Here is a 13,118-nt window from a genome sequence, read left to right as displayed (position 1 = left end):
AACAGACCCGATCCAAGTGATCAGGCCTTATTCTGGAACCGGTCCTTGAGCATTTGGTAAACGGCGCGGGCGGCATGCATGTCACCGCCTTTCGGCCGTCCGGGACGGGGTTTCGGGTTCCAGGCGAATATGTCGAAATGCACCCAGCGCGCCTCGCCCACAAAGCGGCGCAGGAAAAGCGCCGCCGTGATCGAGCCGGCCATCGGGGTCGCCGCGCTATTGACCAGATCCGAGATCTCGCCATCCATTTCGGCCTCATAGCCATCCCATAGCGGCATCCGCCACAGCGGGTCGGCGACCTCGCCGGCCGACTTGGCCAGCGCCGCCGCAACCTCGTCATCATCGGTGTAGAAGGGCGCCACCTCGGGGCCGAGGGCCACGCGTGCGGCACCGGTCAGGGTAGCGAAATCGAGCAGGAGGTCGCTGGGCTCCTCGACAGCGCGTGCCAGCGCATCGCCCAGCACCAGCCGACCCTCGGCATCGGTATTGTCGATCTCGACGGTCAGGCCCTTGCGCGAATCAATGATGTCGCCGGGCCGGAAGGCGCCGGCCCCGACTGCGTTCTCGACGGCCGGCACGAGCAGGTGCAGGCGCACCGGCAATTTGCCGGCCATCACCATGTGCGCCAGACCCATCGCATTCGCGCCGCCGCCCATGTCCTTTTTCATCAGGCGCATGTACTGGGCGGCTTTCAGATCGAGACCGCCGGTATCAAAACACACACCCTTGCCGACAATGGCGAGACGGGGATGGCTTTCATCGCCCCATTCCAGCTCGAGCAGGCGCGGCGCTTCGCCGGCGGCACGGCCGACCGCGTGGATCATGGGATAATTCTGGGCAAGCAGATCATCTCCACGTGTCACCCGCACCGTGGCCCCAAACCCGTCGGCCAGGGCGCGGAACGCCGCTTCCAGCCCTTCCGGACCCATGCGGTCGGCTGGTGTGTTGACCAGGTCCCGCGTCAGATGGACCGCCTCGGCAATGGCCTTGGCCTCGTCGAAATCCGCCCCGTCCGGCACAACCAGGCGCGCGGCTTCGCGCGGCGCGGGCTTGTAGGTGGTAAAGGTATAGCCGCCGAGCGCCCAGGCGGTCGCCGCCAATGTGGGCTCGAAGGCGTCAGGCAGATGGATCAGCTGCCAGTCTCCCTCCGGCAGGGTCAGCGCCGCGGCGCCGAGGACAAAGGCGTCCTTGCCGCCGCCAATCCCGAACAGGGCCTGCACCTCTCCGCCATCGGGCAGGAGGACAAACTGCCCCGGCTTGCCCTTGAAATTGGCCGCAAGACTGCGTTGGTCCGCCGGCAGGTCCTTGATCACGGCATCGACCTCCGCCTCACTGACAAGACGCAGTTTGCGGGCATCGGAGGCGGATGAAATGAGGGCGGTCATGGTCGTTCCTTTCGCATGTCCGTAGCTGTCGCCCGGATTAACCCATTCTTGACCGGCGCAGCCCAGATTCAAGTCATGCTTAACAGTGGCCCGGTTTCTACCATGCGCAAACTCTTCGCCCTCGCCCCGCTTGGCGCCCTCCTGCTGGCAGCCTGTGCAACCACCGCCCCGACGGAACAGGAACAGGCCGTCATCGACACGATGAACGCCAATTCCATTGTCCCGGCCTCGGCGACCGAACGCCAGGCGGTCCGCAGTCAGGACGTGCTCACCCAGGCCGCCTTCTGGGCTGAGGCCCACGAACTCAACCCGTCCGATCTGGAAGCAGCCCTCGAATTGTCACGAACCCTGCGACAGCTGGGCAATTATCAGCGCGCCGCCGAGGTCGCCCGCCAGACCCTGGCGCTTTATCCCGAAAATGCGGACTTGTTGCTGGCCCATGGCAGCGCCCTCGCCGCCGCCGGCCGCGGCGCCGCAGGGGTCGAATCGCTGCGCCGGGCGAGCCAACTCGAACCCGGTCGCTGGGAGATCTTCAATGCTCTCGGCATCGCCCTGGAACAAGCCGGGCAGAGCGACGCCGCACGCGGGGCCTTCCGGTCGGCGCTGACCCTGTCGCCTGGCCAGCCATCGATCCTGTCCAATATCGCGATGTCCTACGTCTCCAGCGGCGATCCGGACACGGCCGAGCGCATGCTGCGCGAAGCCATGATCCGGCCCGGAGCCGATGCCACCATCCGGCAGAACCTGGCATTGGTGATAGCCTTGCAGGGACGGTTCGACGAAGCCGAGGAAATGGCTCGCATCGACGTCTCGCCGCAAATGGCCGAGGCCAACATGGCCTATATCCGGTCCATGCTGACCACCCGGCGTCGCTATGACGCGGTGCGTGAGAACTAGGTCCGGACCGGCCGCCCCTTGAGCAGGCCGAGCGTGGTGATCATCACCACCGCCGACAGGGCGACCAGATTGATGGTGACACCAAGATAGCCGTTCATTTCCATGCCGATGAACGGATTGCCGACCAGCAATAACCAGTCGACCATCATGGCCACGAAAAAGACGCCATAGGCGATGGCTGACCATCTCGACCGCATCAACAGCAACACGATGGCAACCATCGAGGCGATCAACGCCGTCACGAAGATTGCTTCCTGCAGCACGGTCATGCTGGCGACATAGCCATAGGCGTCAAAACTGAACCAGTCGGACGGCCAGGTTCCGGTGCGCACCAAGAGTTCCAGCAAACCCCAGCGACCATAGACAAAAGGGCCGTAGCCACACAAAAGCACGGTGCCCCAATAGAGCGCCACGTCGCGCGTGATCTTCATGAGAATATTCCGCCCAGTATTGCGTCACCTCACCCCGTCGAGAGGCTACACCACCGTTGGCGGACAACGGAATACAAATATTCAGCCCGCGTCGGTCGGCACTGGAGGTGGCGGCGGCGGAGGGGGCGGCGGTGCGTCCTCGTCGTCGACGGTCTTGAGCGGAAAATCCTTGCGCAAAAGCGGCGTCACCAGGGTGTGGTCAAAGCGGAAATCCTCGACCAGGACCCGCATTTCGACAGGCGCCCGACCATCCTTGCTCGCCTCACTGCTGCGATAGAGCGCATAGAGGCGGAGGTAATTCTTGTCGTCCCGCGACAGTGAGGTGTCATCCAGGCGCGAACAGACAGCGATCAGCTTTTGCAGGCCGGGCTTTCGCTTGCCGGCTTTCAGTTCGATCATGGCGCTGGCCAGTCCGACCTTCCAGCCCATGTCAACGAAATGGGTTTTCGGGGCCTGCGAGAGCGCCTTGCGGGCAGCGTCGGTATCCCCGGTGACAAGCGCACTCATGGCTTCACCCACAGCCGCGTCGGCGCTGCGGATTTCCTCGCGGAGCTTTTCAGCCGTCTTGCGCCCGGAAAACATGGGCTGTGTCCACCTGTTCAACATGCTCGATACCATTCAAGTAACGCGCCAGAACGGATTCGTCACATGCTTTGGAAGCGGATGATAGCCGGGCCGAGGATGACGACGAACAAGACCGGCAGGAAGAAGATGATCATCGGCACGGTCAGCTTGGCCGGCAGGGAGGCGGCCTTCTTCTCGGCAGCGGCCAGGCGCATGTCACGATTTTCCTTGGCCATTACCCGCAGCGCCTGTCCCAGCGGCGTCCCGTAGCGCTCGGCCTGGATCAAAGAGGTACAGACCGCCTTGACGCCGGGATGATTGGTTCGCTTGGCGAGGTTCTCATAGGCCACACGGCGGTCCTGCAGGTAGGACAGCTCGGCGGTCGTCAGGGACAGCTCTTCTGCCAGTTCGATCGATTGCGAGCCGACCTCGCTGGAGACCTTGTGGAAGGCGGCCTCGATCGACATGCCGCTCTCGACACAGATCAGCAGCAGGTCCAGCCCGTCGGGAAAGGCACCCATGATCGATTGCTGTCGCTTGGCCGCGAGATTGGAGAGGTAGAGGTTGGGCGCGTAGTAGCCCAGCAAGCCCAGCCCGAACGAAAAACAGACCCGAGTGATCTGCGGCAGGCCGAAATCATTGATCATGAAGACGTAGAACAAGGCCACGCCGAACAGGATGAAAGGCGACAGCAGGCGGAAGAAGTAAAAGGTCATCGCCGGCCGCTGGCCGCGCATGCCGGCCTGGGCCAGCTTTTCGTGCAGGGCCGGATCCTCGAACGCCTTTTGCAGGTCGAGCGCCTCGACCACCTTGCGCACCAGGCCCTTGGCCTCCGCACCGCGGATGGTGCCCTTGCCGGCCATGGCAGCGGCGTCGATTGCCGCGCGATTTTTGCGGCGCAGCTCTTCCCGGCGGTTGTTGACCGACTTGATCCGCTTGTCGAGCTTGTCCGAACCCAGGGCCGGAGAGGTCAGGGTCACGACGGTGGCGAACACCAGGATGGCCGCGACCATGGCGATCAGGGAACCCGGATCGGTCAGGAAGTCTCGTATCTCGGTGAAACCGATCCCGAACATGGCCGCCTCAGATCTTGAAGTTGATCATGCCGCGCATGACCATGATGCCGATGAACATCCAGGTCAGACCACCCAGCAGCATCAGTTGGCCGGTCGGGTGGGTGAACATCTGGCCCATATAGGACGGGGTGGTGGCATAGACGATGCCCATCACGCCTGGCGGCAGCGAGCCGATGATCGCGGCAGACGACTTGGCCTCGGATGAAAGGGCGCCGATCTTCTCGCGCATCATCTTGCGGGAGCGCAGGACCACGGACAAATTGCCCAGGGTCTCGGCCAGGTTACCGCCGGTCTTCTGCTGGATGATCAGAACGGTGCGGAAAAAGTTGAGCTCTGGCAACGGCATGCGCTCGCACATCCGGTCCAGGCCATCGGGCAGAGACACGCCGACGGCGATGCCCTCAACCAGTTTGGCAAACTCGGTCTTGACCGGTTCCGGGCTCTCGACCGAGAGGATTTTCAGACACTCATTGAGTGGCAGACCGGATTTGACACCGCGTGTGATGACGTCAAGCGCATTGGCGAATTCGCCGGAAAACTGTTTCTGGCGCCGTCCGCGCAGGAAGCCGAGCCACCAGCGCGGCATGCCGAGGCCGCTGACCAGGCCGATACCAGCGGTCACCAGCAGGCTCTGCCCGGTAATGAAGGCGATCAGCAATCCTGCGGCGGCCATACCGGCCGAGACCATCCAGAACACGGCCGGCGTGAAAGACATGCCGGCCTGCTGGATACGGGCCTTGATGGACAGTGACTTCTTGCGCTGGTCGCGCTGGCGCTGTTCGAGATCCTTGAGCGATTCCTGGACCTGCCGCTTGCGTTGTGCAGCCTGGTCGAGCGCCGAGGTCTGACGGCGCCCGCGCTGGAGACCGCCGGTCCCGACCGCCCGGTTCATGCGCTTTTTCGACTGCGCGTCACCGACCGCACCGACGGCAACCCATCCAACACCGCCCACCGCCATGAAGGCAGCGATGGCAGCTATGATAAAGGCCATGTCACCAGTAATCACGATCAGGCCTCCGACGCATCGAGCGCATTGGCGAGCTCGCGTTCCAGGCCGAAATAGCGGGCGCGATCCCAGAATTTCGGACGCGCGATACCGGTCGAGGCGTGCTGGCCGACAATCTTGCCGTGCTCGTCCTCGCCCTTGATCTCGTAGAGGAAGAGGTCCTGGGTGACGATGACTTCGCCCTCCATGCCGACCACTTCGGTTATGTGGGTGATTTTCCGCGAACCATCGCGCAAGCGTGCCGCCTGCACGATGACGTCGATCGAGCCGACGATCATCTCACGGATCGTCTTGGCGGGCAGGTTATAACCGCCCATCGTGATCATCGACTCGATCCGCGACATGGCTTCGCGCGGCGAGTTGGCGTGCAGTGTGCCCATCGAGCCGTCATGGCCGGTATTCATGGCCTGCAGGAGGTCGAACGCCTCCGGGCCACGCACCTCACCGACGATGATCCGTTCAGGACGCATACGCAGGCAGTTCTTGACCAGATCCCGCATGGTGACCATGCCGGACCCTTCCAGGTTCGGCGGACGGGTCTCGAGGCGGACGACATGGGGCTGTTGCAGTTGCAATTCGGCGGCGTCTTCACAGGTCACGACGCGCTCGTCTTCCTCGATGAAGCCGGTCATGCAGTTCAAAAGCGTGGTCTTGCCGGAGCCGGTACCGCCCGAAATCAGGACGTTACAGCGCGAAGCCCCGATGATGGACAGAACCTTGGCGCCTTCCGGCGTGATGGAGCCGAACTCCACCAGGTTCTGCATCTGCAGCTTGTCTTTCTTGAACTTCCGGATGGTCAGCGTCGGGCCGTCCAGCGCCAGCGGCGGCGCGATGACGTTGACGCGTGAGCCGTCCATCAGGCGGGCGTCACAGATCGGCGAACTCTCATCAACCCGGCGTCCGACCTGGCTGACGATACGCTGACAGATATTCATCAGCTGGGCATTGTCGCGGAAACGGATATTCGTCTCCTCGAGCTTGCCATTGACCTCGATGAAGACCTTGTCGGCGCCATTGACCATGATGTCGGCGATGTCGTCGCGAGCCAGGAGCGGCTCCAGCGGACCAAAGCCGAGCACATCATTACAGATGTCCTGGAGCAGTTGTTCCTGCTCGGCGATCGACATGGCGACGTTCTTGATCGAGATGATCTCGGTGACAATGTCGCGGATTTCCTCGGCCGCGGTTTCATTGTCCAGACGCGCCAACTGCCCCAGATCGATGGTGTCGATCAGGGCGTTGAAGATCGTCGTCTTGATCGCATAATACTCTTCCGACCGGCCACCGGGTTCGGCGGCCCGCACGGTACGCTTGGCAGCTTTTGGCCCGGTATAGGCACCCGGTGCCGGCTTGGCGACCGGCTTCGGGGCAGGCGTAGCGGCGTTTGGCGCGCTGGGCATGGCGGCGGGGGCTGACGGCGCCTCCCGGTGCGACGCAGGATCCGGACGCGCCTCGGCCTTTGGCGCTGCCGGCGGCGGCGTCATCGGGGCGGTCGTGGGTGTCGGTCCTCCGGCACGCTTGCCGAACATGGGCGAACTAGCCTCCGAAAAGTTTTGCGATGAGTGAACGCTTGGGCATCGCCACCGGTGTCCGGCCGGAGACAAGGCTGGCGAGATGGGAGAATCCCTCGGCCGCTTTGGACTTGGGATCGAGTTCGGTGATCATCTGGCCGTTATTGGCCGCCTTGCCGAACAATTGCGGCTCGAACGGCAGGACCAGGGTCGGCGGCGTCCCGAGCGCTTCTGCGAAATCCTTGATCGGAATTTCCGGACGCTTGGGCATGCCGGCCATGTTGATCACGACGCGCGGCGGTTCGTCATTGGGACGGGCACCGGCGACCAGGTCGAACAGGTTCTTGGCATTGCGCAGGGAGGCGAGGTCCGGTGAAACGGTGACCACCACCTGATCGGCAGCAAGAAGCGTCTGCTTGACCCAGGGCGTCCACATGTGCGGCAGATCGAGCGCCACATAGGGGGCCTGTCGCCGTACCTTTTCCAGTACGGTCTCGTAGTCCTGCGGACCGAAATCCCACTCGCGGTCCAGCGTTGCGGGCGCTGAAAACAGGCTGAGACGATCCGTGCAGCGAACCAGAAGGCGGTCCAGCAGGGCATCATCAAGCCGGTCCGGCTCGGCCAGGGCATCGCCCAGCGTCTGGGCAGGATCCTGGTTGAAATCGAGCCCGGCAGTGCCGAAAGACAAGTCCAGATCGACCAGGACTGCATCTGACTGCATGCCCTCGGTCATCGCCCAGGTGCAGTTATGGGCAATGGTTGACGAGCCGACACCGCCCTTGGCGCCGATGAAGGCGATCGTCTTGCCGGCAAAGGGCTGTTCCGGGTCGAGAAAGAGTTCGGAGATGGTGCGGATGACGTGCATCGGCGTCATTGGCGGCACCAGGTACTCGCTGACCCCGCGCTTCATCAACTCGCGATACAGGCTGATATCATTGGCCGCACCGACGATGATAACCTTGGTGTCGGGATCACAGACCCCGGCCAGCTCCTCAAGCTGGTCGAACAGGCCCCTGCCCCGCATGCCGCTCTCGATGATCAGCAAATTCGGCGTGGTTTCGTCGTGGTAACGTTCGATCGCCGCCGGCAGACCACCCAGCTCGACCGTGACATGGGCCTTGGCGAGCCGGCGATCATTGGCGGCATTGTGGATCAGGGCGCCGGTTTCCGGGCGTTCACAAAAGGCTCCGACTGAAATGCGCGGAACCGGTTGGTCCGGCACGTCATTATCGACTTCACCATACAGCGATTCAGCAGCCGACAGACCGGGGACTTCATCCTGCAGGTCCTCGAAGACCGGATCGATCACCCGTTCTGCTGGTTGAGGCGACGGGGCCGGTCCGGCATCCGCCATGAACGGGTCGTCATCACCGAAATCATCGACCGGCGCCGCTGCGGCCGGCGCCCGGTTCATCTCTTCGCGGGTCGCTTCACCCAGCAACAGACGCTCGACATCAGCCGCGTCCAGGAACGGGTCGTCACCGTCCAGGAAAGGGTCTTGCTTCATTGCGCGATTTGCATCTGACATGATGGCCCCTCCCTAGTTTCCGCTGCCGACGCGAGACACGGCGCCACTCTCGTAATCACTGCGTTCGCTGGCCGTGGACTGGCCCTCACGATATCCTTCGATCACCGTCTGACGGCGGCCGGTATCGCCTGCTTCCATGTCGCGTGGCGCGACGAGATCGCGCGGATCGGCGACCATGGCCGCCAGGTTGACCGCCAGGGCGCAGCCGAAATTGGTGTGGTGTTGATTGTCGAATTCCAGCGCCATCTGGTCCCAGCTGCCATCGCATTCGGCCGGCGCGACAGCCTCGTAACGGGTAAAGGAGAAGATCAACTCACCATTCTGGCGGCCGCGGGCGTCATAGGCGCCGCCGGCGATCACGCGCCAGTCGATGCCCTGCTCATAGAAGAAGCTGCGCGCTTCGGCGATGGCGCCGATCGCGGCGTCCTCATTGCCGGCGCCCTGGGGATAGCTGATCACCAGCGGGCCATGGCCGCGCGCCTTGTACTCGGCGGCAACGGCGGCGAGCATGCCCTGCTGGGCCCAGGTCAGACCATTATCTTGCGGATTGACCGCGAAACCGGCGCGATAGGTCTCCGCCACGGCGCTGGCCTGCGGTGTTCCAAGCCCGCTCGGTGCCGTCGAAGCGCAAGCTCCGAGCGTCACGAGGCCGGCCAGTCCGATCAGGGCACCGATTGTTTTTTTGTAGGCCACCATCACCAACTCCACTACTCGAACAGGAAGCCGACCGGACCGCTCCAGCCGCGATCACCCGTATCCGATCCGGGGACCGAATAGGCGCGATTGATGCGGCCAAAGAGCAAGCCCGAGGCTTCACTGGCATTGCGGAAACCGTCCGCAGGCGTCTGCAACTGGTTCGGGTTCGTCGGGTCGACCAGATAGGGCGTCACCAACACGACCAGTTCGGTCTCCTGGTTCTCATAGTCCCGCGAGCGGAACAGGGAGCCCAGGACCGGCAAGTTCTGGACGCCGGGAACCCCGTCGAGGTTCTGGCGTGTTTCTTCCTGGATCAGTCCGGCCAGGACGAGGCTGCCACCGGACGGCAGTTCCACGGTCGTCTCGGCGCGGTTCACATTGAGGGCCGGGATCGTCAGGCCTGGCACCGTGCCAATGACATTGCCGTCATCGTCGAGGACATTGTTTGACTGGAAGGTGAGCGAGCCCTGGCTGGTCAGCTCCGACACTTCTGTCGAAATACGCAAGGAGATGCGGCCCTCGGACAGGACCACCGGCGTGAAGCCGAGGCCAACACCAAAAGGCTTGTATTCAATGATGATATTGCCGTCGCGATCGCGGCCGACCGGGACCGGGAACTCGCCACCGGCCAGGAAGTTGGCGCTTTCGCCAGTGATCGCGGTCAGGTTCGGCTCCGCCAGGGTGCGCACCAGTCCGACGCGCTCCATAGCCTGCAGCATGGCACTGACCGACTCGACGCCGCCCGTATTGCCGCTGACCCAGTCGAGCATGGCGCTGGTACCACCCAGGAAGCGGCCGACCCGCGAGAAATCGGGGCTGGTCGAAACACCGAAGCCGAATTCACCAGTCGTGCCGGCGGTCGACAGGTTGACGCCCAGCTGGCGCACGATGGTGCGCTGCATCTCGACAATGCGGACGCGCAACATGACCTGTTCGCGCGCTTCGACCGAGATCATCGACAGGATGTTGTCGGGATTGTCGACCCAGCGCTGTGCAATGCGCAGCGCCGCATCGGCATCAGACGCGCTGGGAGCGCGGCCTGACAGCACGATATGGTCATTCATGGCCTCGACCTCGATCCGCGCATTGGGCAGGAAACGGTCGATGGACTCTTGCAGGGGCGACAAGTCGCGCTCGACCCGCAGATCCAGGTCCAGGATCAACTGGCCATTGGCGTCGAAGAAGAAGGCATTCGTCTGGCCGATGCCCATGCCCATGATGTAGGCGCGGCGCGGCGTTCGCACGATGGCTTCGACGACCGCCGGATTGGTCACCAGCACATCCGCCACATCGACCGGAAGGTGCACCACGGCCGCTTTCGACAGGGGCAGGTCCAGTGTCTCCGAGACCGGCCCATTGCCCGGCTCGCGGATATAGACCTGCATCGTGTTGCCACGTTCTGTGCCGGCGGGCTGTGCCGCGACAGGCGCGGCCATGGCCAGGCTGGCCAGCAGGAGCAGGGTGCGGATCATCATCTCGGTCCTCATTCGTCCCCACCCAGCGCAACTTGCTGGGCGCGGCCATAGCGGATCAGGGTGACGGAGCTTGAACGGCGCTCCTGGAATGATTGCGACGGCGCTTCCGGCAATTCGCCGCCCGACACCAGGACCGGCGCACCGGAATTGTCGGTCAGGCTGCGCAGCACAAGCGCGATCTCGCCGCGGGCCACAGCAACGGACACGGCGCGGGCCTGGTCCGGCGTCAGCTCGAGCGTGGCGGTCTCGCCGACCGCGACTTCGTCATCGGCCTCACTGGAGAAGGATTGGTCGATGGCCAGAACGCGGGCGTTCTCGACAATCGTGCGTGCAACAAATGCCCGACCGGCACCGCGGCGCCCCTCGGTCTCTTCCTCGAACGACACGATCACATCGACACGGTCATTGGGAAGGATGAAGCCACCCGCCCCCGTTTCGGCAGAAATCGGCACGGCGACGGCCCGCATGCCGGGCGTCAGGACGGCGGCCATGAAGCCGGCATCGCCGGGCTGAACAAGGCGACGGCCGGTGATCGGCTCACCCTGGCTGATCGGCGCACGAACCACCGAGCCGGCAAAATCGGCAATAGTCTGCCCGCGGTTCTCGACAATATATCCCGGCGCCAGGGCCTCATCGGGCCAGGCCTGCCAGTAGAAATCTGCGGCACTGATTCGCTCGCCGATCTCGACGTCGCGACGCGCGGCAAGAATGCGCACTGCCGGCCTTTCTTCGACTTCGACGACTTGCGCAACTTCGTTGCTGGACATGGCCTGGCGAACAAAAAAGGCCACAGCGACCGCGGCAAGGGCGGCAGCAGCAAGAATGGCGATGCGGACGGCGTTCATCAGGCGTCTCGAACCTCTCAGGCACACGAATACATGTGCTAGGAGACGCTGAATTCCTCAAAGTCGCGTTAATGCTTCCACGAGAATGCCGACTAAGCGGCCCTTTTGTCAGGCTCGGTAAAACACCGTTCAAATGCCCCTAAAATGCGGCCCAGAAGACAGTGTTCGGCAGGCTCCAGAAAACACCCGCCGCAATCGCGATTCCGTAAGGGACAGGTGCATTTACGGCCAGGGCCGTGCCTTCGGTCCGGGTCGCCAGGACGGGAAGGCGTGGCGCCAGCCAGCGCAGAGCCAGAAGGATGACAACCAGAACACCGCCGGCCAGCACAGTATGGATAAGAAATGCAAGGAATTCGGGCCAACCGAACCATAGCGCCGCGGCCGCAAACAATTTGGCGTCGCCGCCACCGACCCAGCCTGGTGCGAACAGGGCAAATCCTATCACGAGCGCCAGCGCGCCTCCCAGCAGGTGATTGCCGACCTCGGCCCAACCCAGACCAGCGGCCACGGCAGCAATGGGAAAGGTCAGCAGGACGAGGCCGCACAACCAGTTCGGGATGATGAATTTGGTCGCATCGAAGATTGCCGCGGCGAGCATCAGCCCGGCCAGAGCCAGTATCGTGATCTGAATCAACATGCGCACCCCCGCTTCGTCGTCGATCGGAAGAGTGACCGGCGAAACTTAATGAGCGGTTGGCAAAACGAAACGGGGCCGCTCCGATTGGAGCGACCCCGCTTGTCGTGTCACATTTGACGGACGCTTAGAGCGCGCCGGCAACCGTGTTGAAGTTGTCGCTGACGCCCGTACCGAGGGCCGTCACGGCGCCGATAATGACAACGGCGATAAGGGCGGCAATCAGGCCGTACTCGATCGCGGTGGCGCCAGATTCGTCTTTGAAGAAACGTGAAATCATTTTCATTGGTATTACTCCCGTGTTTTTTTCCCAACCATCAGGAGCCGATCCGTCCCGACCCCTCCTGAACGAGACCCAATAAACACGAGAAGGATTTCAACGGAGTAAAAATTCGTACTTAACAAAATCTATATATGCGACAACGTGCGCTATAGTTAATACTTGGATAATCGAACCCCTCAACACAGAATTCAAACTTTGGCAGCTGCGTTTAGAAAAGATTCAGACGCGCGCGCGAGGATGGCCATCACGTTTTTCACTCGCGGCTCGGAGCCCTGCCATGTTCAACCGGATTGCCACAGCTTTCACCCTGGCGATTGTCTGCGTCGCCCCCGCGGCCGCTCACGACCTCGCAGTCCCGGTCGAGCACGCCGAGGTGATCCGCCTGCCCGCCGAAGCCTCTGCCATTGTGGTAGGCAACCCGTCGATCGCCGACGCCCTCGTCCATGATGGCCGGACGCTGGTGGTAACCGGTCGCCTGCAGGGCCGCACCAATGTGATCGCGCTCGACCGCGTCGGTCGCGTCATCTATGAGCGCGACATTGTGGTCTCCAATCCGGTCGAGGGACAGGTCGCCCTGTTCCGCGGCCCGAACCAGAGCACTCTGTCCTGCGGCGCGGTCTGCGACGAGATCCCGCGCGTTGGCGGTGACGCGACGCGCACCGAAGTCCTCACCGACCAGCAAGGCGCTCGACTGGCGACAGCCGAGGCCGCAATGGCCGGCGACGCACCACAATAAGCGACACAACACTCAACACGGTCCGCTCCCTGGCCGGACCCCTGAAGGGCA

The 13,118-nt window shown here is 63.1% G+C and carries 14 protein-coding genes; 2 read left to right on the top strand and 12 right to left on the bottom strand.

Annotation, left to right across the window (positions count from 1 at the left end; all coding sequences use genetic code 11):
- Positions 1–20 precede the first annotated feature (20 nt).
- Positions 21–1,385 carry a leucyl aminopeptidase family protein gene (locus MMAR10_RS02200; protein ID WP_011642368.1) on the bottom strand — a complete coding sequence of 455 codons (1,365 nt, stop codon included), beginning with the start codon at positions 1,383–1,385 and terminating at the stop codon, positions 21–23.
- A gap of 102 nt (positions 1,386–1,487) precedes the next feature.
- On the opposite strand from MMAR10_RS02200, the gene MMAR10_RS02195 reads away from it, so the two are divergent.
- A complete protein-coding gene (locus MMAR10_RS02195; RefSeq protein WP_150099690.1) occupies positions 1,488–2,282 on the top strand; it encodes a tetratricopeptide repeat protein in 795 nt (264 codons plus the stop codon).
- On the opposite strand, the gene MMAR10_RS02190 is transcribed toward MMAR10_RS02195, so the two are convergent.
- The 11 genes from MMAR10_RS02190 to MMAR10_RS02140 all read right to left on the bottom strand — a co-directional run bounded on the left by MMAR10_RS02190 (position 2,279) and on the right by MMAR10_RS02140 (position 12,334).
- Positions 2,279–2,713, bottom strand: a complete 435-nt coding sequence (locus MMAR10_RS02190; RefSeq protein ID WP_011642366.1) for a hypothetical protein — start codon at positions 2,711–2,713, stop codon at positions 2,279–2,281. The two genes, MMAR10_RS02195 and MMAR10_RS02190, sit on opposite strands and share 4 nt — an antisense overlap.
- A gap of 81 nt (positions 2,714–2,794) precedes the next feature.
- Positions 2,795–3,295 carry a hypothetical protein gene (locus tag MMAR10_RS17015; RefSeq protein ID WP_011642365.1) on the bottom strand — a complete coding sequence of 167 codons (501 nt, stop codon included), beginning with the start codon at positions 3,293–3,295 and terminating at the stop codon, positions 2,795–2,797.
- Between the two features lie 62 nt (positions 3,296–3,357).
- Entirely contained in the window at positions 3,358–4,353 is a 996-nt protein-coding gene (locus tag MMAR10_RS02180) for a type II secretion system F family protein (protein ID WP_011642364.1), read from the bottom strand.
- A gap of 7 nt (positions 4,354–4,360) precedes the next feature.
- Positions 4,361–5,344 (bottom strand): type II secretion system F family protein, encoded by a 984-nt coding sequence (locus MMAR10_RS02175; RefSeq protein ID WP_011642363.1) that lies wholly within the window; start codon positions 5,342–5,344, stop codon positions 4,361–4,363.
- Between the two features lie 17 nt (positions 5,345–5,361).
- The gene (locus tag MMAR10_RS02170; protein ID WP_011642362.1) at positions 5,362–6,888 is read right to left on the bottom strand and encodes a CpaF family protein; all 1,527 of its coding nucleotides are present in this window, start codon (positions 6,886–6,888) and stop codon (positions 5,362–5,364) included.
- A gap of 7 nt (positions 6,889–6,895) precedes the next feature.
- Positions 6,896–8,398, bottom strand: coding sequence for an AAA family ATPase (locus tag MMAR10_RS02165; protein ID WP_150099688.1), 1,503 nt, complete (start codon positions 8,396–8,398; stop codon positions 6,896–6,898).
- A 12-nt stretch (positions 8,399–8,410) separates the two neighbouring features.
- The gene (locus tag MMAR10_RS02160; RefSeq protein ID WP_011642360.1) at positions 8,411–9,094 is read right to left on the bottom strand and encodes a CpaD family pilus assembly protein; all 684 of its coding nucleotides are present in this window, start codon (positions 9,092–9,094) and stop codon (positions 8,411–8,413) included.
- An 11-nt stretch (positions 9,095–9,105) separates the two neighbouring features.
- On the bottom strand, positions 9,106–10,581 hold the full coding sequence (locus tag MMAR10_RS02155) for a type II and III secretion system protein family protein (protein WP_011642359.1): 1,476 nt from the start codon (positions 10,579–10,581) through the stop codon (positions 9,106–9,108).
- Complete coding sequence (gene cpaB / locus MMAR10_RS02150; RefSeq protein ID WP_011642358.1) at positions 10,578–11,414, bottom strand: Flp pilus assembly protein CpaB; 837 nt, start codon at positions 11,412–11,414, stop codon at positions 10,578–10,580. The genes MMAR10_RS02155 and cpaB overlap by 4 nt, the downstream gene beginning before the upstream one ends.
- A gap of 139 nt (positions 11,415–11,553) precedes the next feature.
- Entirely contained in the window at positions 11,554–12,051 is a 498-nt protein-coding gene (locus MMAR10_RS02145; protein ID WP_011642357.1) for an A24 family peptidase, read from the bottom strand.
- 124 nt (positions 12,052–12,175) lie between these two features.
- Positions 12,176–12,334, bottom strand: a complete 159-nt coding sequence (locus MMAR10_RS02140) for a Flp family type IVb pilin (RefSeq protein ID WP_011642356.1) — start codon at positions 12,332–12,334, stop codon at positions 12,176–12,178.
- A gap of 274 nt (positions 12,335–12,608) precedes the next feature.
- Here MMAR10_RS02140 and MMAR10_RS02135 point away from each other — a divergent pair, with 274 nt between their 5' ends.
- Entirely contained in the window at positions 12,609–13,067 is a 459-nt protein-coding gene (locus MMAR10_RS02135; protein WP_011642355.1) for a pilus assembly protein N-terminal domain-containing protein, read from the top strand.
- Positions 13,068–13,118: the final 51 nt, after the last annotated feature.

Origin of the sequence: Maricaulis maris MCS10 (assembly GCF_000014745.1) — a bacterium.
Lineage (GTDB): Bacteria > Pseudomonadota > Alphaproteobacteria > Caulobacterales > Maricaulaceae > Maricaulis > Maricaulis maris_A.
Note: the sequence above shows the minus strand (reverse complement) of the source record. Positions and strands in the feature narration are given on the sequence as shown.

What these genes read in the sequence shown, in the direction of transcription:
- MMAR10_RS02200 (WP_011642368.1), bottom strand. Translation starts at nt 1,385, where the DNA reads ATGACCGCCCTCATTTCATCCGCCTCCGATGCCCGCAAACTGCGTCTT.
- MMAR10_RS02195 (WP_150099690.1), top strand. Translation starts at nt 1,488, where the DNA reads ATGCGCAAACTCTTCGCCCTCGCCCCGCTTGGCGCCCTCCTGCTGGCA.
- MMAR10_RS02190 (WP_011642366.1), bottom strand. Translation starts at nt 2,713, where the DNA reads ATGAAGATCACGCGCGACGTGGCGCTCTATTGGGGCACCGTGCTTTTG.
- MMAR10_RS17015 (WP_011642365.1), bottom strand. Translation starts at nt 3,295, where the DNA reads ATGTTTTCCGGGCGCAAGACGGCTGAAAAGCTCCGCGAGGAAATCCGC.
- MMAR10_RS02180 (WP_011642364.1), bottom strand. Translation starts at nt 4,353, where the DNA reads ATGTTCGGGATCGGTTTCACCGAGATACGAGACTTCCTGACCGATCCG.
- MMAR10_RS02175 (WP_011642363.1), bottom strand. Translation starts at nt 5,344, where the DNA reads ATGGCCTTTATCATAGCTGCCATCGCTGCCTTCATGGCGGTGGGCGGT.
- MMAR10_RS02170 (WP_011642362.1), bottom strand. Translation starts at nt 6,888, where the DNA reads ATGTTCGGCAAGCGTGCCGGAGGACCGACACCCACGACCGCCCCGATG.
- MMAR10_RS02165 (WP_150099688.1), bottom strand. Translation starts at nt 8,398, where the DNA reads ATGTCAGATGCAAATCGCGCAATGAAGCAAGACCCTTTCCTGGACGGT.
- MMAR10_RS02160 (WP_011642360.1), bottom strand. Translation starts at nt 9,094, where the DNA reads ATGGTGGCCTACAAAAAAACAATCGGTGCCCTGATCGGACTGGCCGGC.
- MMAR10_RS02155 (WP_011642359.1), bottom strand. Translation starts at nt 10,581, where the DNA reads ATGAGGACCGAGATGATGATCCGCACCCTGCTCCTGCTGGCCAGCCTG.
- cpaB (WP_011642358.1), bottom strand. Translation starts at nt 11,414, where the DNA reads ATGAACGCCGTCCGCATCGCCATTCTTGCTGCTGCCGCCCTTGCCGCG.
- MMAR10_RS02145 (WP_011642357.1), bottom strand. Translation starts at nt 12,051, where the DNA reads ATGTTGATTCAGATCACGATACTGGCTCTGGCCGGGCTGATGCTCGCC.
- MMAR10_RS02140 (WP_011642356.1), bottom strand. Translation starts at nt 12,334, where the DNA reads ATGAAAATGATTTCACGTTTCTTCAAAGACGAATCTGGCGCCACCGCG.
- MMAR10_RS02135 (WP_011642355.1), top strand. Translation starts at nt 12,609, where the DNA reads ATGTTCAACCGGATTGCCACAGCTTTCACCCTGGCGATTGTCTGCGTC.